Source organism: Streptomyces sp. Edi4, assembly GCF_040253615.1.
Classification (GTDB): Bacteria; Actinomycetota; Actinomycetes; order Streptomycetales; family Streptomycetaceae; genus Streptomyces.
The window spans coordinates 4,920,255-4,942,120 of record NZ_JBEJGY010000004.1; the positions used below are offsets into that span (position 1 = coordinate 4,920,255).

Below are 21,866 nucleotides of genomic sequence, written 5' to 3' on the forward strand. Positions count from 1 at the left end.
CCCCGGCGGGGCCCGGCGCCGGACGTGCCTGCCAAGGGCCCCCTTAGCAGGGCCTAGACTCCCGTGCGTACACAGCGTCGAACAGGGCGCTACGGGATCATCGAGACCATCGAGGCCAGGGAACGAGGGGCGCGACGTGCCGGAACCGATCGTGCGCCAGACGCCGGCGTTGGCTGCCGACTACTTCCACAGCTACTCGGTCGTCGGCCTGCTGGCCGTGGTCGGCGTGCTGTTCGTCGCCGTGGCCTTCGCGGCCGGGCGGCTGCTGCGGCCCGTCGTGCCGACGCGCGAGAAAATGCTCACGTACGAGTGCGGAGTGGACCCGGTGGGCGAGGGCTGGGCCCACACCCAGGTCCGCTACTACGTCTACGCGTTCCTGTACGTGATCTTCGCCGTCGACTCGATCTTCCTTTTCCCCTGGGCGACCGTCTTCGCGGCGCCCGGCTTCGGCGCCGCCACCCTGGTCGAGATGTTCATCTTCCTGGGCTTTCTGGCCCTGGGACTGCTCTACGCATGGAAGAAGGGCGTCCTGGAATGGACGTGACGACTCCCGGGCCCGCCTCGCAGCCCGTTCCGCTGCCCGAGCCGAAGCGACTGGGCGTGCTCTCGCGCCTGGCCCCCGAGCCGATGAAGGTGGTCCTCAACTGGGGCCGCCGCTACAGCCTGTGGGTCTTCAACTTCGGCCTCGCCTGCTGTGCCATCGAGTTCATCGCCGCCTCGATGGCCCGCCACGACTTCATCCGGCTCGGCGTGATCCCCTTCGCGCCGGGGCCGCGCCAGGCCGACCTCATGATCGTCTCCGGCACGGTCACGGACAAGATGGCGCCCGCGGTCAAGCGTCTCTACGAGCAGATGCCCGAGCCCAAGTACGTCATCTCCTTCGGCGCCTGCTCCAACTGCGGTGGCCCGTACTGGGATTCGTACTCGGTGACCAAGGGCGTGGACCAGATCATCCCGGTCGACGTCTACGTGCCCGGCTGCCCGCCCAGGCCCGAGGCGCTGCTCCAGGGCATCCTCAAGCTCCAGGAGAAGATCGCCCGCGAATCGCTCGGCGAGCGGTACGCCGACGCGGCCACCCCGGCCCAGCTGACCAGCGGGCTCGTGGCCGCGCCGCCCGTGCCCGGGGAGGGGCGGGCGTGAACGCGTACGACACCCTGCCCGACGGCGTCGCCGAGATCTTCGGGGCCGGGGCCACGGCGGCGCGGGCGTATGACCTGCTCACCGTGGACGTGCCGGCCGACTCCTGGATCGCCGCCCTCGAAACCGCCCGCGACCAGCTGGGCTGCACCTACTTCGACTGGCTGAGCGCGGTCGACGAGCCCGGCACCGGCTTCCAGGTCTGCGCGCATGTCGTCGCCCTGGCCGACGGCGCGGTCCGCCGGCTGCTCCTGCGCACGACCGTTCCGCACGCCGCCGCCGTACTGCCGTCCGCCGTCGATGTGTACGCGGGCGCGGCCTGGCACGAGCGCGAGACCCACGAGATGTTCGGCGTGGACTTCACCGGCCACCCGCACCTGGTGCCGCTGCTCCTGCCGGAGAACTTCGAGGGCCACCCGCTGCGCAAGGACTTCGTGCTCGCGGCCCGGGTCGCGAAGGCGTGGCCGGGTGCGAAGGAGCCGGGGGAGCCGGCGGCGGGGGCGCAGGGCCCCAAGCGCCGCCAGATGCTTCCGCCCGGCGTCCCCGACCCCAACGAGTGGGGCCCCCTGAAGGGCCAGCTCCCCCCGGCCCCGGCCCGCCCGGCCCGCCCCGCTCGTGCGGCGGGGGAGCGTCCGGCCCGCGCGGCGGGGGAGCGTCCGGTGCGGCGCGCGCGCAGCGTGTCGGAGGGCTCGGCGTCCCAGGCGCCGGGCACGGAGACGGCGCCGGGTACTCAGGCGACCCCGGGTACTCCTGCGGCCCCGGGTGCGCCGGTGACTCCGGGTACGGCTGCGACTCCGGCGGCGCCCTCGGGCTCCGACGCCCCGGCCGTACGTCCGCGCCGCAACCGGAGCGCGAGCGAGGGGTCCGCCTCGCAGGCGGCTCCCGACGCGGCAGCCCGGGAAGCCGGCGCGAACGTCGAGGCCGAGCCCGCCGCGCCGGCCAGGACGCGCGGTTCGGACGCCCCCTGGCACAACCCGAAACCGGCCTTCGACGAGACGGACCCGGGCCCGGCGGGCGAACCCCGCCCCCGACCCGCACCGGAGCCCGCGCCGGAGTCCGCACCGGAGTCCGCACCGGAGTCCGCGCCCGAACCGTCCGGCCCCGCCGAACCCGAACCGTCCGGCCCCGCCGAACCCGACGCCGAGCCTGACTCCCACAAACGATCCGACCCCGCCGAACCAACCGACCCCGCCGGAGGCGACCCGCGTGAATGACGCACTCGACGTCGCCCTCCGGATCGTCGTCGTCTTCGTCGTCTTCCTCGTCCTCCCGCTGGTCGTCGGGCAGGCCGAGCACAAGGCGATGGCGCACATGCAGGGCCGGCTCGGCCCCATGTACGCGGGCGGCTTCCACGGCTGGGCCCAACTCGTCGCCGACGGCGTGAAGTTCGCGCAGAAGGAGGACATCGTCCCGGCCGCGGCCGACCGGCGGATCTTCCAGCTCGCGCCCGCCGTCGCGCTGCTGCCCTACCTCCTCGTCCTCGTCGCCGTCCCCATCGGCCCGAGCCAGGGCGCGGTCGGCCAGGCCGTCGACGCGGGCATCTTCTTCGTGCTCGCCGTGATGGGCGTGGGCGTACTCGGCTCGCTCATGGCGGGCTGGGCATCGGCCAACAAGTTCTCCCTGCTGGGCGGGTTGCGCACCGCCGCACAGCTCCTCGCGTACGAGCTGCCGATGCTGCTCGCCGCCGCCTCCGTGGCGATGGCGGCCGGCACGGTCTCGCTGCCCGGCATCCTCAATGCCTTCCACTGGTGGTGGCTGCCCTGGCAGATCGTCGGCGCGCTCGTCTTCTTCGTCGCAGGTCTCGCCGAACTCCAGCGCCCGCCGTTCGACATGCCCGTCGCCGACTCCGAGATCATCTTCGGCGCGTACACCGAGTACACCGGCCTGCGCTTCGCGCTGTTCCTGCTCGCCGAGTACGCGGGCATCGTCGTCCTGTGCGGCCTGACCACCGTCCTGTTCCTGGGCGGCTGGCACGGCCCGGGCGGCGCCGACGGCCTGGGCTGGGTATGGACCCTGCTCAAGACGGCCGTACTCGCCTTCGTCGTCATCTGGCTCCGGGTCAGCTATCCGCGCCTGCGCGAGGACCAGCTGCAAAAGCTCGCCTGGACCACGCTCATTCCGCTCGCGCTCGCCCAGATCGCGCTCACCGGCATCGTGAAGGTGGCGATCAGCTAATGGCTGTCCCCGGTTCCGGCCTCGCCAAGGGCCTCGCTGTCACGCTGCGCACGATGACGAAGAAGACCGTCACCGCGCAGTACCCCGACGTCCAGCCCGAACTCCCGCCCCGCAGCCGGGGCGTGATCGGCCTGTTCGAGGAGAATTGCACGGTGTGCATGCTGTGCGCCCGCGAGTGCCCCGACTGGTGCATCTACATCGACTCCCACAAGGAGACGGTCCCGGCGGCGGTCGAAGGCGGCCGCGAACGCAGCCGCAACGTCCTCGACCGGTTCGCGATCGACTTCTCGCTCTGCATGTACTGCGGCATCTGCATCGAGGTGTGTCCCTTCGACGCGCTCTTCTGGTCGCCGGAGTTCGAGTACGCCGAGACGGACATCCACGAACTCACCCATGAGCGCGACAAGCTGCGTGACTGGATGTGGACGGTCCCGGCCCCGCCCGCGCTCGACCCCGGCGCGGAGGAGCCCAAGGAGGTCGCCGCCGCCCGCAAGGCCGCCGACAAGCTGGCCGCCGCGCAGGCCGTGGAAGCCGCGCAGGCCGCTGATGCCGCGCAGGCCGCTGATGCCGCGCAGGCCGCCGATGGCGCCCAGGCCGAGACCCGCTCCACCCCGGATGCCACCCCCGGCCCCGGCTCCGGCCCCGACTCCGCCCCCGAGGGAGGGCAGGCATGAGCGCCGTTCTCGCCCAGGCGGCCCTCACCGCGCCGCACGGCTTCCTGTCGCCGACCGGCGTGGAGATCGCCTTCGTCCTCGTCGGCGTCGCCACCCTCGCCGCGGCCGTCCTGACCGTCACGACCCAGCAGCTCGTGCACGCGGCGCTGTGGCTGGTCGTGGCGCTCGGCGGACTCGCCGTCGAATACCTCCTGCTCACCGCCGAGTTCATCGCCTGGGTGCAGGTCCTCATCTACGTCGGTTCGATCGTGGTGCTCCTTCTGTTCGGGCTGATGCTCACGCGGGCGCCCATCGGCCGTTCCCCGGACGCCGACTCCGGCAACCGCTGGGCCGCGCTCACGGTGGCCGTGGCCGCCGCCGGCGCCCTGGTCTGGGTCGTCGTGGACGCCTTCCGCACGAGCTGGATCGACCTGGACGGCGCGGCCCAGGGCTCCACCAAGGTGACCGGAGAGATCCTGTTCCGGCACTGGGTGCTGCCCTTCGAAGCGCTGTCCGTCCTGCTCCTCGCGGCCCTGGTCGGCGCGATCGTGCTCTCCCGCAGGAGCGGCCCGGGGGACGCCACGGCCTCACTCGCCGACGACGCTTTCGGCGCGGCCCCCGGCCCCGCCGCCCCCCGTGAGACGGAGACGCGCTGATGCACCTCGCCTATCCCGCCGTGCTCGCCGTCCTCCTGTTCTGCGTCGGCCTCTACGGTGTGCTCGCGCGGCGCAACGCGATCCTGGTCCTGATGTCCGTCGAGCTGATGCTCAACGCCGTCAACCTCAACCTCGTCGCCTTCGACGTCTGGCTGCGTGACAGCCTGCACGCGGGCCAGGCGCTCACCCTGTTCACCATCGCCATCGCCGCCGCCGAGATCGGCATCGGTCTGGCGATCGTGCTCGCGGTGTACCGCAACCGAGGCACCGCCGACATCGACAAGCTCCGCGACACCGCCGAAGGCCACGGCCCGGCGGACCCCGAAGACCCCGCCGCCCCGGCGCAGAAGGCTGAGGCCGCCGCGTGACCACCACGACCCTCGCCGTCCTGGTCCCCGTCCTGCCGTTCCTGGGCGCCGCGGCCGCCCTGCTGCTCGGCCGCCGCGTTCCCGGCTTCGTCCGCCCGCTCGCGGTGCTCCCGACGCTCGCCGCGTTCGGTCTCGCGATCGCCGTCGCCGTGGACCAGGGCGGCGGCAAGACGATCGACGCCGCCACCAGGCTCACCCCGACCGGCTCCGTACCGATCGAACTCGCCCTCCATCTGGACGGGTTCGCGGTCCTCGTCGCCGTTCTCGTCGGCCTCGTCGCCACCTGCGTCCAGCTCTACTCGACGGGCTATCTGCGCGACGACCCGCGCTACACCTCCTACGCCGCGCTCGTCTCCCTGTTCACCTCCGCGATGCTCCTCGTCGTCTACTCCGGCGACCTCATGGTGCTTCTGGTCGGCTGGGAGATCATGGGCATCTGCTCGTACTTCCTGGTCGGCCACTACTGGGAGACCCCCGAGGCGCGCGCCGCATCCCTGAAGGCCTTCCTGGTCACCAAGCTCGGCGACGTCCCCTTCCTGATCGCCCTGTTCGCGCTGGCCACCGACGCCGGTACGTTCCGGATCACCGGCGTCGTGCAGGCCGCCCTGACCGGTGGGATCGGCCACCCCACCCTCATCGCGCTGCTGCTGCTCGCCGGGGTGGCCGGCAAGTCCGCCCAGTTCCCGCTGCACACCTGGCTGCCCGACGCGATGGCCGGCCCGACTCCGGTCTCCGCGCTGATCCACGCCGCGACCATGGTGGCCGCCGGCATCTACTTCGTGGCCCGGCTGCTGCCCGTCTTCGCCGCGTCGGCGGCCGCGATGACCGTGCTCGCCGTGATGGCCGCGATCACCATGGTCGGCTCGGCGCTCGCCGCGCTCGCGCAGGACGACATCAAACGGGTCCTCGCCTACTCGACCATCGGTCAGCTCGGCTACATGTCGGGCGCCCTGGCCGTCGGCGACCGCGGCGCCGCCGTCTTCCACCTCCTGTCGCACGGCGCCTTCAAGGCGCTGCTCTTCCTCGCCGCCGGCGTGATCATCCACGCCTCCGGCACCAATTCCCTGACCGCCATGTCCCGCATGGGGGGCCTGGCCAAGAGGATCCCCGACGCGTACTGGACGATGACCGTCGCGCTGCTCGCGCTCGCCGCGATCCCGCCCTTCGCCGGCTTCTTCTCCAAGGAGGCCGTGCTGTCCGCCGCCGAGCACACCGCGCTCGGCGAGAGCCATGTCGCCCCGTCCGGCGCCGGGTGGACCGTGCTGATCGCCGGCCTGGTCACCGCCCTGCTCACCGCCGCGTACGCGACGCGCCTGTGGCTGCTCGCCTTCCGGGGCAGGGAAGCCGAGGCCCCGGACCTTCCCCACGCTCTCCACTCCGTTCGAGCAGGGGAGACCCCAAGGCGGCAGCCGGTCGTCATGAACGCCGTGCTCTGGGTGCTCGCCGTCCCCTCCCTCGCGTTCGGACTCACCACGGGACGTCTCGCCGGCTGGTTCGACGGGCGGCCCCTCACGCCGGCCCTCACCACCGCCGTGCTGTCCACGGGTGTCGCGCTCATCGGCGCTCTGGTCACCTACGCCGCCTGGCGCCACACCTCGGCGCGGGCCGCCCGTACCCCGATGGGCGCCGTCGCCGCCCACCCCGAGGGCGGCGCCGGCCTGGTCGAGGAGGAGGCCATCGCCAGCCACACCGAGGTCTACGGGTCCATCGCCTCCGCCCCCGACCCCGCCGACCCCGGCCGGCTCCTGCTCGGCCCACTGCACCGCCACGCGGCCAACGGCTTCCACCTGGACGCCGTGTACTCCGCCCTGTTCGTCCGCCCGGTCCTCGCGGCGGCCGGCCTGGTCCGCTTCCTTGACCGGGAAGTCGTCGAGACCTACGTACGCGCCGCGAGCGCCGGGCCACGCGGGCTCGGCTGGGCCGTGCGCCGCGCGCAGAACGGCAATGTGCAGCGCTACCTCGGCGCGCTGCTGGCCGGCTCCCTCGTCCTGGCGGCCGCCGTGGTCGTCCTTGCCAACGTCACCTCGGGGTCCTGAGCCGTGATTGATATCAGCGAGTCCGTGATGCGGTTCCTTCTGGCGTTCATCGTCGTCCTCCCCCTGATCGGGGCCGTGGCGGCGCTGCTGCCCGCGCCGCCCGGTCTCAAGGGCCGCAGCCCCGAGCAGGCCGTGCTGCGCCACGGCGTGACCGTGACCGGCGTGATCCTCATCGCCGCGATCGTCCTCGCGCTGGGCTTCGACCGGGGCCACCCGTCGAAGATGCAGGCCACGACGGACATCCAGTGGATCCCGGCTCTCAACGTCCACATCCATCTCGGCATCGACGGCATCTCCCTCCCCCTCCTCGTCCTGACCGCGCTGTTGACCTTCCTCTGTGCGCTGTACAGCTACGGATCGCCCCCGCGTGGGCAGGGAACCAACCCGAAGGCGTTCGTCGCGCTCCTGCTCGTCCTCGAGTCCGGCACCCTCGCCACCTTCGCCGTCCTCGATCTCGTGCTGTTCTTCCTCGCCTTCGAGATGGTCCTCATCCCGATGTACTTCCTCATCGCCCGCTGGGGCGGGGCCGAACGGGCCGCCGCCGCCTGGAAGTTCATCCTCTACACGCTGCTCGGTTCGGTCGTCATGCTGCTCGGCCTGCTCCTGATCGGGGTCAAGGCGGGCACGTTCGACATGGTGGCACTCGCCACTGACAACGGCCGGGGACTGACCACGTCGGTGCAGGTGGTCGCCGTTCTGGCGATCGGGATCGGGCTCGCGGTCAAGACCCCGATGTTCCCGCTGCACAGCTGGCTCCCGGACGCCCACACCGCCGCCCCGACCGTCGGATCGGTGCTGCTCGCCGGGGTGCTCCTGAAGATGGGCACGTACGGGTTCGTACGGATCGTGCTGCCGGTCGCGCCGCACGGCATGCACACCTTCGCGCCCTACCTCGCGGCCTTCGCGGTCGCCGGGATCATCTACGGGTCGCTCGCCTGCCTCTCCCTGGCCAAGGAGGGCAACAAGGGCGACCTGAAGCGGCTGATCGCGTACTCCTCCGTGGGCCACATGGGCTTCGTGCTGCTCGGCATCGCCTCGATGACCCCGACCGGCGTCAACGGCGCGCTCTTCGCCAACATCGCGCACGGTCTCATCACCGGCCTGCTGTTCTTCCTGGTCGGCGCCCTCAAGGACCGCTACGGCACCGCCGACCTGGACACCCTGGCCGGCGCCACCGGAGCCGCGCTCTACGGCCGGGCCCCGCGCCTCGGCGGCCTGCTCGCCTTCGCGGCGGTCGCCTCGCTCGGGCTGCCGGGACTCGCCGGATTCTGGGGCGAGATGCTGGCGATGTTCGGCGCCTTCGACCCGGCGGCCGGACTCAGCCGCCCCGCCTACCGCACCTTCGTGGCCATCGCGGCCCTCGGCACCCTGCTCACCGCCGCGTACCTGCTGGTCGTCGTGCGCCGGGTCTGCATGGGCGCCAAGCCCGCCGAAGGGCCCGTGCTCGCCGACATCCAGGGCCATGAGTTCGCCGCCTGGAGCCCGCTCGTCGCGCTCACCGTCCTCGCCGGGCTCTGGCCCGCGGTCCTCCTCGGCCTCACCGACCCGGCCGTCCAGAAGCTCCTCGCAGGAGGCAAGTCGTGACCCCCGACGTCACCACCGCGGCGGCCGGCACCGCGAGCCTGGTCCAGTCCGTCGACTGGACCGCGATCGCGCCACCCCTGATCACGGCGGTCCTGGCCCTGGTCGTGCTGCTCGCCGACCTGTTCCTGCCTGCGCGGCGCAAGCCGCTCCTCGGCTGGATCACCGCCGCAGGGCTCGTCGTGGCGCTCGCCTCGCTCACGCCGCTGCGCACCGGCAGCCGCTCCACGTTCTGTCTGACCGCCAACCCCGACGCGTGCAGTTACACCGCCGACCAGTTCGCCTTCGTCATCCAGGCGCTGGTCCTGGGCGGCGCCCTGCTCACCGCGCTGCTCGCCATGAAGGACACCGAGGACAAGCTCCCGGCCGGCGAGTTCTGGTTCCTGCTGCTCTCCTCGGCGGCCGGCGCGGCCCTGCTGGCCGCCGCCCGCGACCTGGCCACCCTCGTCGTGGCCCTGGAAGTCGCCTCGCTGCCCGCCTTCGCGCTCGTCGGCCTCAAGAGGGGCGACCGGCTCTCCTCCGAGGCGGCCCTGAAGTTCTTCCTGTCGTCGGTGACGGCGACGGCCGTGATGCTGCTCGGCGTCAGTTTCGTGTACGCGGCGACCGGCACCCTGCACCTCACCGAACTCGCCACCCAACTGGCCACCGTTCCCGGCCAGTTGGCGACCGTCGCCGAGGTGGGCGTCGTCCTGACCCTGGTCGGCTTCGCCTTCAAGACGGCGGCGGCGCCCTTCCACTTCTGGGTGCCCGACACCTATGTGGGCGCCCCCCTGCCCATCGCCGCCTACCTCTCCGTCGTCGGCAAGGCGGTCGGCTTCTCCGGGCTCATCCTGGTGACGGTCGTCGCCTTCCCCGCGTACGCCGACGTGTGGGGCCCGGCGCTCGCTGTGTTCGCCGCGCTGACCATGACGCTCGGCAACGCGGCCGCCCTGCGCCAGTCCGCCACCCGCGCCCACAGCGCGGTCCGGCTGCTGGCCTGGTCCTCGGTGGGCCAGGCCGGCTACCTCCTGGTGCCGATCGCGGCCGCCGCGTACTCCAGCGACAGCAAGGTCGGCGCGACCGTCGCGTACGCCCTGATGTACGCCGTCGTGAACCTGGGCGCGTTCGCGGTCGCCGCCCTGGTGGCCCGCGAGCGGCCCCTGAACCGCCTCGGCGACTACCGGGGCCTGTACGCCGAGCGCCCCCTGGCCGCGCTCGCGCTCGCCTTCTTCCTGCTGTGCCTGGCAGGCCTCCCGCCGGGCATCATCGGCCTGTTCGCCAAGGTCACCGTCTTCTCGGCGGCCGTCGACGCGGGCCTGGGATGGCTCGCGGTCGTCATGGCGCTCAACGTGGTCGTCGCCCTCTATTACTACCTGCGCTGGACCGCGCTCCTGTTCCGCCCGGCGCGGACCGCCGACGAGTCCGCGAACGAGTCCGTGCACGAGACCACGAACCCGTCCGTGAACGAGTCCGCGCACGGATCCGGGCCCGGGTCCCCGGCCGAGCGGCCCGTACGCGCCCGCGTCCCCGCCCCGCTCTCGCTCGCCATCGGGCTCACCGCCGTCGCCGGGGTCGTCCTGTCCGGCCTGCCCCAACTGGTCCTGCACTTCGCCACCGTGACCCTCTTCTGAGGTCCGCGGGGCGCGGCGCCAAGGGCGCGGTTTGGCGCCGGCGCCCTGGAGACGGCAGTGTCGTACGCGTACATCCCGGCGCGCACGCGCGTGCGACGGCGCGGAACACGACGAGAGACATCAGGGAGCAGAGCGGTGCTGAGCGGGTTCAAGGACTTCATCCTGCGCGGGAACATAGTGACGATGGCGGTCGGTCTGGCCGTCGGATCGGCCTTCACGGCGGTGGTCACGGGCTTCAGCACCGCGTTCATCACCCCGCTGATCGGCCTGGCCACCCGCTCGACCGGCGACTTCAGCACGGCGACCTTCAGCGCCGACGGCGTGACGTTCCCCTACGGCAAGTTCGTCGCCGCGGCCATCGCCTTCGTGATCACGGCGGCGGTGCTGTACTTCGTCGTCGTCGTGCCCATGATGAAGGTGCAGGCCCGCTTCGACCGCAAGGACAAGCCGGTGGACATCAAGGCCGCGCTGCGCGACTGCCCCGCCTGCTACTCCCAGGTTCCCGGCATCGCGACCCGCTGCGCGCATTGCACGAGCGAGCTGGAGCCCGACCCGAAGGCGCTGGAACTCGCCGGGCTGCCCGCGCCGCGCTGAGCGGACACGGACGGCGTAACCGCCCTTCGGCGCGCACAAGGGAACCAGCGTCCCCCGCCTGGCGTTGACCAGTACGGGAGAGTCCACTGGACATCGGGAGGACCACCTGCGAAGGCTCCCCACCGCACCACTTGGAGGGCGTACCGTGCACCGCCGGCACAACGGGCTGAAGACCGCTGTCCTTCTCGGAGGACTGTCCGCGCTCATCATCGTCATCGGCAGCTTCTTCGGGCGCACCGGGCTGATCGTCGCGCTCCTGGTCGCGCTGGGCACCAACGCGTACGCGTACTGGAACAGCGACAAGCTGGCGCTGCGGGCCATGCGCGCGCGCCCGGTCAGCGAGTTCGAGGCCCCGGAGCTCTACCGGATGGTCCGCGACCTCTCGACGCAGGCGCGCCAGCCCATGCCCCGGCTCTACATCTCGCCCACCCAGGCGCCCAACGCCTTCGCGACGGGCCGCAACCCGCGCAACGCGGCGGTGTGCTGCACGGACGGGATCCTGCGGATCCTGGACGAGCGCGAGCTGCGGGGCGTGATCGGCCATGAGCTCAGCCATGTCTACAACCGCGACATCCTCATCTCCTCGGTCGCCGGCGCCCTCGCGTCGGTGATCATGTTCCTGGTCAACTTCGCGTGGCTGATCCCGTTCGGCCGCTCCAACGACGACGAGGGGCCCGGCATCTTCGGCATGCTGCTGATCATGCTGCTCGGCCCGCTGGCCGCCTCGGTGATCCAGCTGGCGATCAGCCGCTCACGTGAGTACGAGGCGGACGCGTCCGGAGCCCAGCTCACCGGTGATCCGCTGGCCCTGGCCAGCGCGCTGCGCAAGCTCGAAGCGGGCACCCAGCAGCTGCCGCTGCCCCCGGAGCCGCAGATCGAGACGGCCAGCCACATGATGATCGCCAACCCCTTCCGCCCCGGTCAGGGAGTGTCCAAACTGTTCTCGACCCATCCGCCCATGGCGGAACGCATCGCCCGACTCGAACAAATGGCAGGTCGCCGCCCGTGAAGACAATTCTGAACATCATCTGGCTGATTCTGTGCGGCTTCTGGATGTTCCTCGGCTACCTCCTGGCCGGCGCGCTGCTGTGCGTCACGATCATCGGCATCCCCTTCGGGGTGGCCGCCTTCCGCATCGGCAGGTACGCGCTCTGGCCGTTCGGCTACACCGTGGTGGACCGGCGCGGCGCGGGCGCGCCCTCCTGCGTCGGCAACGTCCTGTGGCTGGTCCTGGCGGGCTGGTGGCTCGCGCTCGGCCACATCGTCACCGGCATCGCGCTCTGCGTCACGATCGTCGGCATCCCGCTGGGCATCGCCAACTTCAAGCTCATCCCGGTGTCCCTGCTGCCCCTGGGCAAGGAGATCGTCTCCACGAACGAGCCGTTCGCCGCGCGCTGAGAGCCGCAACCGCGCGGGCCCTTCGGGCGTCTTCCCCGGCGAAGACGTCAGTTGCGGAATTACGCAACACGGCAAGTGCCCGTGAGCGCGTACGCACGAAAGGCAGGTTCCCGCCATGGGCATGGTCAGCTGGATCGTCCTCGGTCTGATCGCCGGAGTCATCGCCAAGGTCCTGCTCCCCGGCCGCGACCCGGGCGGTCTCGTGGGCACGACGCTCATCGGGATCGCGGGGGCGTTCGTCGGCGGCTGGATATCGGCCCGCTGGCTGGACCGGCCCGTCGCCCACAGCTTCTACGACGGCGCGACCTGGGTGGCCGCGATCGGCGGCTCGCTCGTCCTGCTGATCATCTACCGCATCCTGTTCGGCAATTCACGCAGCCGCTGACCAACAGGGGGTGGGGCAGGGTGAATTGAGGCGTTCACCCGTCAAGTCCCGTTTCGCGCAAGGTGATATTGAGCCGCCCACGGGCGAGACCGGCCGCCGGATCGCCGGTGCCCGGGAGCACCTTGGGGACGCCGTGGTACGCGAAACGGGACGGCCCCCCGAAGACGAACAGATCGCCGGAGGCCAGCTCCACATCCGTATAGGGCCGGCCCCGGTTCTCGCTGTTGCCGAAGCGGAAGACACAGCTGTCGCCGATGCTCAGCGAGACGACGGGCGCGTCGGACCGCTCGTCCTTGTCCTGGTGCAGGCCCATCGTCGCGGCGCCGTCGTAGAAGTTGATGAGCGCGGTGTCGGGCCGGTAGCGCGCCCCGGCGTCCGGGTTGCCATAGGCGGCGGCGACCGCCGAGCGCCCCAACTCCCGCAGCCACTCCGGAAACGCGGCGACCGCGTGCCCGTTCACGTCCGTCGCCGTGCGCGTGTAGCGGTAGGGCTGCCAGTGCCATCCGACGCACACCGTCCGCACCGACATGACGCCGCCGCCTGGCAGCACGGTGTGCCGGATGGGCACCGGCCCGCGCGCCCACTCCCGGCAGGCGGCGACCAGCTCGCGCCGGCCCTCCAGCGGCAGCCAGTCCGGCACATGGACCGCGCCGGGCGCGATCTCGGCCCGCCCGGGCCGCGGCAGCCGGAACAGCCCCTCGCTCATGAGGCGAGCGCGCCCTCGAGCCCGAGCAGCGCCGCCTTGCGCTCCAGGCCGCCGGCGTACCCCTTGAGGGAGCCGTCGGAGCCGATCACGCGATGGCAGGGCCGCACGACGAGCAGGGGGTTGCGCCCGATCGCGGTGCCGACCGCGCGCACCATCACCGGGGAGGCGCCGAGCCGCCGCGCGATCTCCCCGTACGACGTCGTCGTCCCGTACGCGATCGCGTCCAGCTCGGCCCAGACCCGGCGCTGGAAGGCGGTGCCGGGCGCGTCCGCGGCGTACTCGATGTCGAAGCGGGTCAGCTCACCGGCGAAGTACGCCCGCAGCTGCGCGGAGATCGCGGCGAAGGCCCCCGGCGCCCGCCGCCACCCGTCCCCGACCACGGCGCCGCCCTTCTGCCCCGGCACGGAGAGCGAGACCAGCGCGGTCCCGCCCGGCGCGGTCGCCGACTCCTGCCCCACGAGCAACAGCGCACCCAGGGGGCTTTCGAGGGTCGCGTAAACAGTCATCGCACTTTCCCTTCTTTGCGTACGACACCGAGTCTGCGACCCCGACCGCCCCTCGCGCTGGCGGAAATCAGACACCACGACCGGACGCCCCGAGCGGGGGCGGACCGGGCCGGCGGCAGGGGTCAGCGGTAGTTCACGAACTGGATCGCGAAGTCGAAGTCCTTGCCTTTGAGCAGGGCCTGGACGGCCTGGAGGTCGTCGCGGCTCTTGGAGGAGACACGCAGTTCGTCGCCCTGGACCTGGGCCTTGACGCCCTTGGGGCCCTCGTCGCGGATGGCCTTGGCGACCTTCTTGGCGTTCTCCTGGGAGATGCCCTCCTCGATGGAGGCGAAGATCTTGTACTCCTTGCCGGACAGCTGCGGCTCGCCCGCGTCCAGCGACTTCAGGGAGATACCGCGCTTGATCAGCTTGGACTCGAAGATGTCGAGGATCGCCTTGACCCGCTCCTCGCCGTTCGCCTGCATGAGGATCTTCTCGCCGGACCACGAGATCGAGGCGTCCGTGCCCTTGAAGTCGTAACGCTGCGAGATCTCCTTGGCGGCCTGGTTGAGGGCGTTGTCGACCTCCTGCCGCTCGACCTTCGAGACGATGTCGAAACTGGAGTCGGCCATGTCCTGTGGCTCCTTGGATCGGGGTGTGTCGGGGGTGCGCACGAGCCGGCGGCCGGGCGCGCGGCGACCCGGCCCCACTGCCGAACCACCGTCCCAAAGCCTAGCCACCCCCCGCGCGGGAGAGCGCTGATCAATGGGGTGGCGAAGCACCCCTGAGCATCAGGTATCGTTTACGTCGTTGCCACGGAGCACCGCCCCACAGCGGAGATCCGGTGGCGACATCCCATGGCGGTGTGCCCGAGTGGCCAATGGGAACGGACTGTAAATCCGTCGGCTCTGCCTACCCAGGTTCGAATCCTGGCGCCGCCACACTGGGTGAAACCCCCGGTGATCCGCAGTAACGCGGATCACCGGGGGTTTCTTCGTGTTCCGAGGGGGAGTGGTGCGGGTGGCGGGCCTCACGCGTGGGCGGGGGAGAAGAGCGGGCGGGTTCGCGGCGGCCTTGGTGGGCCTGCTGGTGTCGGGGTGCGGCGGCGGCGCCACGGCCGAGGACGCGGCGGTGAAGCTGCTGGACGGCGCGGACACGCGGCCCTGCTCGGCGCAGCTGAGGGCGATCTCGCTGCGCAACGGCGAGCAGGTCTACCAGGCCCAGGGGCGGGTGAACCTCAACGGTCCGCTCACCGGGCGCCTCGCGGAGGAGACCAGCGGGGCCCCGGACGAGGACGTGATCATTACGGCCACCCGGGTCTACCGGCGCCCCGTGTCCGGCAGCGGCGCCTGGGCCTCCTTCGACGCCGCAACGGCGGAAGGTGGCATTCCGGCCGGAAACCTGCGCGGTTACGCCCGTTTCCTCGCCGTCCACGGGGCCAAGGGCGCCGTCGGCGACGACGAGGGGACCGGTCCCACGCGCCGGCTGACCGCCCGGACCACTCCGGCCGACCTGAAGGCGGTCGACCCGGTCGCCGCCGGCAACCTCGCCGGTGTCGACTCCTTCGCCAACTCCGTGTGGATCGACGGGAAGGGGCGCGTGGTCCGGGTGGAGCAGGAGTTCACCGCGCCCGACGGCTCGGCGGTCAAGAACGCCCTCACCCTGCGCGACTTCGGGGCCCCTGCCGCAGTCCTGGCTCCCGTTTGAGCATCGCCGAAGGCGCGCTCAGTTGCCTGCCACGCCCTTGACCGCGACCGTGACCGGTGTGGAGCCCGCGATGAGTTCCAGGGTCAGGCCCGACGTGGCCGGGGTGTCCACGAGTTCGGCCAGGACCGCCGCCACGTCGTCGCGGGGGATGGCGCCGCGGCCGGTCGAGGCGGCGAGGGAGACCAGGCCCTTGCCCGCGTCGTTGGTCAGCGATCCGGGGCGCAGGACCGTCCAGTCCAGGCTCGCGCGGGAGCGTACGGCGTCGTCGGCCGCGCCCTTCGCGCGCAGGTAGGCGTCGAAGACGCCGTCGCCCGCGTGCGAGGCGTCCGCGCCCATCGACGACACGATGACGTAGCGGCGTACGCCCGCCCGCTGCGCCGCGTCGGCGAGCAGGACGGCCGCCGCGCGGTCCACGCTCTCCTTGCGGGCCGCGTCGCTGCCCGGGCCCGCGCCGGCCGCGAACACCACCGCGTCCGCACCCTTGAGCACGTCGGCGACCTCGTCCACGGAGGCGGACTCCAGGTCGAGCACCACCGGCTCGGCGCCGGCTTCCCGCAGGGCGTCCGCCTGCTCCCGCTTGCGGATGATGCCCGCCACCTCGTCGCCGCGCGCCGCGAGCAGCCGCTCAAGGCGCAGCGCGATCTGACCATGACCTCCAGCGATGACAATGCGCATGGTCACGACGGTACGCGGAGATGGCGCGGTCCGCTGGCGGGGCGGGGCTGGGGCTGGGGCTGAGGCCCGGGGGCCACCGGGCCCCCGGGCGCGGTGCGTGCGCGTGGCCGCCGGCTCAGCCCGGTTCGCCCCGTGAGGACTCGGCCCGGCCCTGCCGGGGAAGGTCGAGGGCGACGGCCGCCGCCGAGTCGCAGTACTCACGCACCGCGCTGGTACGGGCCACCACGCGGCCCCGGTGGATGACGATGCGGCTGTAGGCGAGGGAGAGGGCGCCGGCGATGCGTTCGCCGCGTACGGCGAGCAGTTCGGCGGGGAAGCCCGCCTCCACGCGCACCTCGGGCAGGCCCATCGTCTCGCGCGCCACCGTGCTGACCGCCGCGTACGCGTCCTCGGGGCGCAGCCCGGCCTGCGAGGCGAGGAGATAGGCGGCCTCCAGGGGGTCGCCGCGCCCGACCGGGTTGGAGACGTCGCGCAACGTCCCGCTCCCGGCGGCGAGTCGCACCCCTGCCGACCTCAACAGACGTACCGGCGCCACGGATTGACGGTCCGTCATACCGCAGCCGCCCTGGGGCAGACAGGTCACCGCGACGCCTGCCGTGGCGAGTTGGTCGGCGGCCCGGGCCGCGGTCTCGCGTGGGAGGCGGGACAGGCCGCCGCAGGGGCCGATGACGACACCCGGGCGCAGACCGCCGGACATGGCCGCCAGCCGGGCCAGGCGCGCCGGGTCGGTGCCGTCGGTGTGCAGGTCCACCGCGCAGCCGTGCTCGGCGGCGAGCTCGAAGACGGCCTGCGCGTAACCGGCCGGGTCGGCGTCCAGATCGGGGCAGCCGCCGACCACGGAGGCGCCCATCTTGACCGCGTCGCGCAGCATCGCGAGCCCGTCGGCGCCGGCCACCCCGGTCAGGAGCCGGGGTACGGCGACCACGGCGAGCTCGGTGAGGCCGCGCAGGGAGCGACGGGTCTGGAGCACCGCCTCCAGCGGGTCGAGCCCGCTCACCTCGTCGATGCGTACGTGCGAGCGCAGCGCGGTGGCGCCGTGCCCGAGCTGGAGCAGGGCCGCTTCGGTGGCCCGGCGCTGGACCTCCTCGACCGCGTAGGAGACCGGGCCCTCCGCGCCGAGGGCGGTCAGGGCGGTGTCGCTGTGGGCGTGCGGCTCGGCGGGGGCGGGCAGCAGCAGGAACCCGTTCAGGTCGACGCGCGAGGAGCCGGGCGCGGCCAGGCTGCCGGCCGTGCCCACCGCCTCGATGCGACCGCCGCCGAGCCGCACGTCCACGCCGCGTCCGTCGGCGAGCAGCGCGCCGCACAGCAGCAGCGAGGAGCCGGAGGCGGGGTCAGGGCCCTCGCCGGTGCCGGGGGAGTGGGCCGGCTGCTGGTGGCTGTCGGACATCGCGCTCCTGCGTCGGGCTCGGGCTCGGGTGAGCGGGCTCGGGTGATCGGGCTCGGGCGGGCAGATCACGCAGCGTGAGGCGAGCCTAGGGGCGGCCGCGGCACGCATCGAGGAGGAGCGAAATAGTCGTACCGGTGTGGCCCTGAGTGGCCTACGGGACCGCTGGGAGGGTCCCTCGGGAGACCGCTGGTGCGGCGGCGCGAAACGGATTTGGGCGATCGGCGAGGGACCGTGTAATGTCTTCCTCGCTCGCCCCAATAGCTCAGTCGGTAGAGCGTCTCCATGGTAAGGAGAAGGTCTACGGTTCGATTCCGTATTGGGGCTCTGGTGCGGAAGCCCTCACCTTCGGGTGAGGGACTCCGTGTCAAAGCGGTGTAGCTCAGTCGGTAGAGCAAGCGGCTCATAATCGCTGTGTCACCGGTTCAAGTCCGGTCACCGCTACACACAGTAGCCGATTGTGGGGTCGGTCCTTCGATCGGCTACTCTTTCATGCGTTCATCCGTCAACCCGTCCGTCAAGGAGCACTCACGTGGCTGCCACCGACGTCCGCCCGAAGATCACGCTGGCCTGCGTGGAGTGCAAGGAGCGGAACTACATCACCAAGAAGAACCGGCGTAACAACCCGGACCGTCTTGAGATGAAGAAGCACTGCCCGCGCTGCAACTCGCACACCGCGCACCGCGAGACCCGCTAACAACGGCGTCTGGCATTCAGGCTCGTTCGAGAGGCCGTTCCCCACACCGGGGAGCGGCCTCTCGGCGTTGACGTGCGCGAGGCCGACGTGCGTGAGCTGACGTGCGCGAGGTTGACGTGCGTGAGGCTCACGTGCGCGAGCCGATGTTCCCCTCTCACCCTCATCCGCAGGAGGTAGCCAGCCGATGGCGCTCGACCAGTCCTTCGTGGGGCGGACCTATCCGCCCACCGCCCCGTACGAGGTGGGCCGCGAGAAGATCCGCGAGTTCGCCGTGGCGGTCGGGGACGAGAACCCGGCCTACACCGACCCCGAGGCGGCCAAAGCGCTGGGGCACACCGATGTGATCGCGCCGCCGACCTTCGTGTTCACCATCACGTTCGCGGCGGCGGGCCAGGTCGTCCAGGACCCCCAGCTCGGCCTCGACTACAGCCGGGTGGTACACGGCGACCAGCGGTTCGCCTACAGCCGTCCCGTCCGCGCGGGCGACCGGCTCACCGTCACCTCGACCATCGAGGCGATCAAGTCCCTTGCGGGCAACGACATTCTGGACATCCGGGGCGAGGTCCACGACGAGGACGGCGAACACGTCGTGACCGCGTGGACCAAGCTGGTGTCCCGAGCGGCCGAGGGGGCCTGAGATGACCGCGAAGATCCGTTACGAGGACGTCGAGCCCGGCACCGAGCTGCCCGCCGCCTCCTTCCCCGTGACCCGTGCCACGCTCGTGCGGTACGCGGGCGCGTCCGGCGACTTCAACCCGATCCACTGGAACGAGAAGTTCGCCAAGGAGGTCGGCCTCCCGGACGTCATCGCCCACGGGATGTTCACGATGGCGGAATCCGTGCGCGTGGTGACGGACTGGGCGGGCGACCCCGGCGCCGTCGTCGAATACGGCGTCCGCTTCACCAAGCCGGTGGTCGTCCCGAACGACGAGGGCGCGCTGATCGAGGTCACCGCCAAGGTGGCGGCCAAGCTCGACGACGAGGCGCGCACGGTCCGCGTGGACATCACCGCGATGAGCGCGGGACAGAAGGTGCTCGGGATGTCCCGGGCCGTCGTGCGACTGGCCTGACGACGCGGGCCGCCCTGGCTGCCGCCCCCCGGCGGTCACGGGCGGCCGCGCCGCCCGGGCCGCCGCACCCCGGCCCGCCCGCACCCGTACGCTGGACTCCGTGCAGGAACTCCACGACGCCCCCCTCGCCCCCCTGACCACCCTCCGCCTCGGCGGCCCGGCCGACCGTCTGATCACGGCCACCACCGACGCCGAGATCGTCGCCGCCGTGCGCGAGGCCGACGACAGCGGCACCCCGCTCCTGATCATCGGCGGCGGCAGCAATCTGCTCATCGGGGACAAGGGCTTCGCCGGGACCGCCCTGCGCATCGCCACCCGGGGCTTCGACCTCGACGGCACCCGCCTCGAACTCGCCGCCGGCGAGGTGTGGAGCGACGCCGTAGCGCGCAGCGTCGAGGCCGGGCTCGCCGGCATCGAATGCCTCGCCGGCATCCCCGGCTCGGCCGGCGCCACCCCGATCCAGAACGTCGGGGCGTACGGCCAGGAGGTCTCCAGCACCCTCACGCACGTCGTCGCCTATGACCGGCTCGAGCGCGCCACGGTGACGCTCACCAACGCCGAGTGCGCCTTCTCCTACCGCCACAGCCGCTTCAAGCAGCACCCCGAGCGCTATGCCGTGCTCCGTGTCGTCTTCGAGCTGGAGGATGCGGGCGGCCTGTCCGCGCCGGTCAAGTACGCCGAGACCGCGCGCACCCTCGGAGTCGAGCCCGGTGACCGCGTCCCGGCGGCCGTCGCCCGCGAGACCGTCCTGAAGCTGCGCGCGGGCAAGGGCATGGTGCTCGACCCCGAGGACCACGACACTTGGTCGGCGGGGTCGTTCTTCACCAATCCGATCCTCACCAACGAGGCGTACGCGGCCTTCCTGGCCCGCGCGAAGGACCGGCTCGGCGCGGACACGACGCCTCCCGCCTGGCCCGTCGGCGGCGACCGCACCAAGACCTCGGCGGCCTGGCTGATCGACAAGGCCGGGTTCACCAAGGGGTACGGGAGCGGCCCGGCCCGCATCTCCACGAAGCACACCCTGGCGCTGACCAACCGGGGCGGCGCCACGACCGAGGACCTGCTCGCGCTGGCCCGCGAGGTGGTGGCCGGGGTGGAGCGCGCGTTCGGTGTGACGCTGGTGAACGAGCCGGTGGGTGTCGGCGTGGAGCTCTGACGCCCCGCGCGTCCTCTAGTACGCCACCCCCACGCCCTGCTTGACCGTGGCCGGGTCGTCCAGGCAGGCCAGCATGGCGTGCGCCACATCCGCCCGCGCGATGGTCCGCGCGGCCCGGGGGGTGCCGCCGACGACGCGGCGGTAGACCCCGGTCAGGGGCTTGTCGGTGAGCTTGGGCGGACGTACGGAGGTCCAGTCCGTGGCGGAGGCCGCCAACGCGGCCTCCATGGCGCGCAGATCGGCGTACACGTCCTTCAGGATCGCGCTGATCATGGACCGCATGCCCCGGTCGAGCAGGCCGTCGCCGGGCGCCTCGGGCCCGACCGGCGCCGCGCTCACGACGACCAGGCGGCGCGTCCCCTCGGCCTCCATCGCGCCCAGCACCGCCTGGGTGAGCCGGGTCGTGATTCCGGCGTCGGACCGCTTGCGGGCGCCCAGGCCCGACAGCACCGCGTCTCGGCCCGAGATCGCCTCGCGCAGCGGGACCGGGTCGGTCAGGTCGGCGCGGAAGACCGTGAGGCCCGTGCCGAGGCCCGTGCCGGTGACGGCGAACCTGGCCGGGTCGCGGACGACCGCCGTGACGTCGTGCCCCGCCGCCAGGGCCTGCGTGACGATTTCCTTGCCGATGCCGCCGGTGGCACCGAAAACCGTGAGCCTCATGGCGTCACTCCACTCCTTGGATGGGTGAGTACTTACTCACCCCTAGAGTGAGTAAGTACTCACCCACCCGTCAAGTCCCGATGGAGCGCCCATGCAGTCGTCGCCGTCGCCGTCGCCGTCGCCTTCGCAGTCCTCCCGCCCGCCCGCGCCCGCCCGCGTCCGCATCGTCGACGCCGCGCACGAGCTGATGCGCACCATCGGGCTCGCCCGCGCCACGACGAAGGAGATCGCCAAGGCGGCGGGGTGTTCGGAGGCGGCGCTCTACAAGCACTTCGCGAGCAAGGAGGACCTGTTCGTCGCGGTCCTCAAGGAGCGGCTGCCCCGGCTCGGGCCGCTGATCGAGGGGCTGGCCGAGGCGCCCGGCGAGCGCACAGTGGAGGAGAACCTGACCGAGATCGCCCGGCAGGCCGCGCTGTTCTACGCGGAGAGCTTCCCGATCGCGGCGTCCCTGTACGCGGACCCCCAGCTCAAACGCCGCCATGACGAGGCGCTGCGGGAGCTGGGGGCGGGGCCGCACATGCCGATCGAGTGGGTCGACGCGTATCTCCGTGCGGAGCGGGGGGCGGGGCGGGTCGGGGCGGACGCGGACACGTATGCGGCGGCGTGCCTGCTGCTCGGCGCGTGCGCGCAGCGGGCGTTCGCGTACGACATGACCCCGTCCGGGGCGGGCCCCCGCGGCCTGGAGGAATTCGCGCGGTCCGTCGCGCGGACGGTCATACGTGGCATCGCTTGA

General features: G+C 72.0%; 26 protein-coding genes and 3 tRNA genes. 23 read left to right on the forward strand and 6 right to left on the reverse strand.

All coding sequences use genetic code 11. From position 1 onward, the window contains the following. Positions 1 to 136: 136 nt before the first annotated feature. The 14 genes from ABR738_RS24325 (at position 137) to ABR738_RS24390 (ending at position 12,593) form a co-directional block, all read left to right on the forward strand. Positions 137 to 544, forward strand: coding sequence for an NADH-quinone oxidoreductase subunit A (locus ABR738_RS24325; protein WP_350232097.1), 408 nt, complete (start codon positions 137 to 139; stop codon positions 542 to 544). Further along, positions 535 to 1,140, forward strand: coding sequence for an NADH-quinone oxidoreductase subunit B (locus ABR738_RS24330; protein WP_350232098.1), 606 nt, complete (start codon positions 535 to 537; stop codon positions 1,138 to 1,140). The genes ABR738_RS24325 and ABR738_RS24330 overlap by 10 nt, the downstream gene beginning before the upstream one ends. Continuing rightward, positions 1,137 to 2,351: an NADH-quinone oxidoreductase subunit C gene (locus ABR738_RS24335; RefSeq protein ID WP_350232099.1), complete on the forward strand. Its 1,215-nt coding sequence runs from the start codon at positions 1,137 to 1,139 to the stop codon at positions 2,349 to 2,351. Before ABR738_RS24330 ends, ABR738_RS24335 begins: the two co-directional genes overlap by 4 nt. Beyond that, positions 2,344 to 3,312, forward strand: a complete 969-nt coding sequence (locus ABR738_RS24340) for a complex I subunit 1/NuoH family protein (RefSeq protein WP_350232100.1) — start codon at positions 2,344 to 2,346, stop codon at positions 3,310 to 3,312. The genes ABR738_RS24335 and ABR738_RS24340 overlap by 8 nt, the downstream gene beginning before the upstream one ends. Then, positions 3,312 to 3,986 (forward strand): NuoI/complex I 23 kDa subunit family protein, encoded by a 675-nt coding sequence (locus tag ABR738_RS24345; RefSeq protein WP_350232101.1) that lies wholly within the window; start codon positions 3,312 to 3,314, stop codon positions 3,984 to 3,986. Before ABR738_RS24340 ends, ABR738_RS24345 begins: the two co-directional genes overlap by 1 nt. Next, complete coding sequence (locus tag ABR738_RS24350; protein ID WP_350232102.1) at positions 3,983 to 4,621, forward strand: NADH-quinone oxidoreductase subunit J family protein; 639 nt, start codon at positions 3,983 to 3,985, stop codon at positions 4,619 to 4,621. Before ABR738_RS24345 ends, ABR738_RS24350 begins: the two co-directional genes overlap by 4 nt. Beyond that, on the forward strand, positions 4,621 to 4,989 hold the full coding sequence (gene nuoK, locus ABR738_RS24355; RefSeq protein WP_350232103.1) for an NADH-quinone oxidoreductase subunit NuoK: 369 nt from the start codon (positions 4,621 to 4,623) through the stop codon (positions 4,987 to 4,989). The genes ABR738_RS24350 and nuoK overlap by 1 nt, the downstream gene beginning before the upstream one ends. Then, on the forward strand, positions 4,986 to 7,025 hold the full coding sequence (locus ABR738_RS24360; protein WP_350232104.1) for an NADH-quinone oxidoreductase subunit 5 family protein: 2,040 nt from the start codon (positions 4,986 to 4,988) through the stop codon (positions 7,023 to 7,025). Before nuoK ends, ABR738_RS24360 begins: the two co-directional genes overlap by 4 nt. A 3-nt stretch (positions 7,026 to 7,028) precedes the next feature. After that, a complete protein-coding gene (locus ABR738_RS24365) occupies positions 7,029 to 8,609 on the forward strand; it encodes a complex I subunit 4 family protein (protein WP_350232105.1) in 1,581 nt (526 codons plus the stop codon). After that, positions 8,606 to 10,216, forward strand: a complete 1,611-nt coding sequence (locus ABR738_RS24370) for an NADH-quinone oxidoreductase subunit N (protein WP_350232106.1) — start codon at positions 8,606 to 8,608, stop codon at positions 10,214 to 10,216. The genes ABR738_RS24365 and ABR738_RS24370 overlap by 4 nt, the downstream gene beginning before the upstream one ends. Before the next feature lie 135 nt (positions 10,217 to 10,351). After that, positions 10,352 to 10,810 carry a large conductance mechanosensitive channel protein MscL gene (locus tag ABR738_RS24375; RefSeq protein ID WP_350232107.1) on the forward strand — a complete coding sequence of 153 codons (459 nt, stop codon included), beginning with the start codon at positions 10,352 to 10,354 and terminating at the stop codon, positions 10,808 to 10,810. Between the two features lie 145 nt (positions 10,811 to 10,955). After that, complete coding sequence (gene htpX, locus ABR738_RS24380; protein ID WP_350232108.1) at positions 10,956 to 11,819, forward strand: zinc metalloprotease HtpX; 864 nt, start codon at positions 10,956 to 10,958, stop codon at positions 11,817 to 11,819. Then, the gene (locus tag ABR738_RS24385) at positions 11,816 to 12,208 is read left to right on the forward strand and encodes a YccF domain-containing protein (protein WP_350232109.1); all 393 of its coding nucleotides are present in this window, start codon (positions 11,816 to 11,818) and stop codon (positions 12,206 to 12,208) included. The genes htpX and ABR738_RS24385 overlap by 4 nt, the downstream gene beginning before the upstream one ends. 115 nt (positions 12,209 to 12,323) lie before the next feature. Then, a complete protein-coding gene (locus ABR738_RS24390) occupies positions 12,324 to 12,593 on the forward strand; it encodes a GlsB/YeaQ/YmgE family stress response membrane protein (protein WP_350232110.1) in 270 nt (89 codons plus the stop codon). 34 nt (positions 12,594 to 12,627) lie between these two features. Here ABR738_RS24390 and ABR738_RS24395 read toward each other — a convergent pair whose 3' ends face one another. From ABR738_RS24395 to ABR738_RS24405, 3 genes are all read right to left on the reverse strand, one after another. Further along, on the reverse strand, positions 12,628 to 13,299 hold the full coding sequence (locus ABR738_RS24395; RefSeq protein WP_350232111.1) for an alpha-ketoglutarate-dependent dioxygenase AlkB family protein: 672 nt from the start codon (positions 13,297 to 13,299) through the stop codon (positions 12,628 to 12,630). After that, positions 13,296 to 13,805: a methylated-DNA--[protein]-cysteine S-methyltransferase gene (locus tag ABR738_RS24400; RefSeq protein WP_350232112.1), complete on the reverse strand. Its 510-nt coding sequence runs from the start codon at positions 13,803 to 13,805 to the stop codon at positions 13,296 to 13,298. Before ABR738_RS24400 ends, ABR738_RS24395 begins: the two co-directional genes overlap by 4 nt. Before the next feature lie 122 nt (positions 13,806 to 13,927). Further along, positions 13,928 to 14,416, reverse strand: coding sequence for a YajQ family cyclic di-GMP-binding protein (locus ABR738_RS24405; protein ID WP_350232113.1), 489 nt, complete (start codon positions 14,414 to 14,416; stop codon positions 13,928 to 13,930). Positions 14,417 to 14,643: 227 nt separating this feature from the next. On the opposite strand from ABR738_RS24405, the gene ABR738_RS24410 reads away from it, so the two are divergent. Continuing rightward, positions 14,644 to 14,725, forward strand: a tRNA-Tyr gene (locus ABR738_RS24410). Between the two features lie 55 nt (positions 14,726 to 14,780). After that, positions 14,781 to 15,491: a hypothetical protein gene (locus tag ABR738_RS24415; RefSeq protein WP_350232114.1), complete on the forward strand. Its 711-nt coding sequence runs from the start codon at positions 14,781 to 14,783 to the stop codon at positions 15,489 to 15,491. A gap of 18 nt (positions 15,492 to 15,509) precedes the next feature. Here the strand turns inward: ABR738_RS24415 and ABR738_RS24420 are convergent, their stop codons facing one another. Together ABR738_RS24420 and ABR738_RS24425 are read right to left on the reverse strand one after the other, a co-directional pair. Next, on the reverse strand, positions 15,510 to 16,166 hold the full coding sequence (locus ABR738_RS24420) for an SDR family oxidoreductase (protein ID WP_350232115.1): 657 nt from the start codon (positions 16,164 to 16,166) through the stop codon (positions 15,510 to 15,512). A 115-nt stretch (positions 16,167 to 16,281) separates the two neighbouring features. After that, entirely contained in the window at positions 16,282 to 17,553 is a 1,272-nt protein-coding gene (locus ABR738_RS24425; protein ID WP_350232116.1) for an amidohydrolase family protein, read from the reverse strand. A 251-nt stretch (positions 17,554 to 17,804) separates the two neighbouring features. Here ABR738_RS24425 and ABR738_RS24430 point away from each other — a divergent pair. The 6 genes from ABR738_RS24430 to ABR738_RS24455 all read left to right on the forward strand — a co-directional run bounded on the left by ABR738_RS24430 (position 17,805) and on the right by ABR738_RS24455 (position 20,473). Further along, a tRNA-Thr gene (locus ABR738_RS24430) sits at positions 17,805 to 17,877 on the forward strand. Positions 17,878 to 17,921: 44 nt separating this feature from the next. Then, positions 17,922 to 17,994, forward strand: a tRNA-Met gene (locus ABR738_RS24435). An 88-nt stretch (positions 17,995 to 18,082) separates the two neighbouring features. Next, positions 18,083 to 18,247 (forward strand): 50S ribosomal protein L33, encoded by a 165-nt coding sequence (rpmG, locus tag ABR738_RS24440; protein WP_003956487.1) that lies wholly within the window; start codon positions 18,083 to 18,085, stop codon positions 18,245 to 18,247. Positions 18,248 to 18,431: 184 nt separating this feature from the next. After that, entirely contained in the window at positions 18,432 to 18,884 is a 453-nt protein-coding gene (locus ABR738_RS24445; protein ID WP_350232117.1) for an FAS1-like dehydratase domain-containing protein, read from the forward strand. 1 nt (position 18,885) lies between these two features. Then, a complete protein-coding gene (locus ABR738_RS24450) occupies positions 18,886 to 19,317 on the forward strand; it encodes a MaoC family dehydratase (RefSeq protein ID WP_350232118.1) in 432 nt (143 codons plus the stop codon). A gap of 91 nt (positions 19,318 to 19,408) precedes the next feature. After that, positions 19,409 to 20,473 (forward strand): UDP-N-acetylmuramate dehydrogenase, encoded by a 1,065-nt coding sequence (locus ABR738_RS24455; RefSeq protein WP_350234716.1) that lies wholly within the window; start codon positions 19,409 to 19,411, stop codon positions 20,471 to 20,473. Positions 20,474 to 20,488: 15 nt separating this feature from the next. Here the strand turns inward: ABR738_RS24455 and ABR738_RS24460 are convergent, their stop codons facing one another. After that, positions 20,489 to 21,133, reverse strand: coding sequence for an NAD(P)-dependent oxidoreductase (locus tag ABR738_RS24460; RefSeq protein ID WP_350232119.1), 645 nt, complete (start codon positions 21,131 to 21,133; stop codon positions 20,489 to 20,491). Between the two features lie 91 nt (positions 21,134 to 21,224). On the opposite strand from ABR738_RS24460, the gene ABR738_RS24465 reads away from it, so the two are divergent. Continuing rightward, positions 21,225 to 21,866, forward strand: a complete 642-nt coding sequence (locus ABR738_RS24465) for a TetR/AcrR family transcriptional regulator (RefSeq protein WP_350232120.1) — start codon at positions 21,225 to 21,227, stop codon at positions 21,864 to 21,866.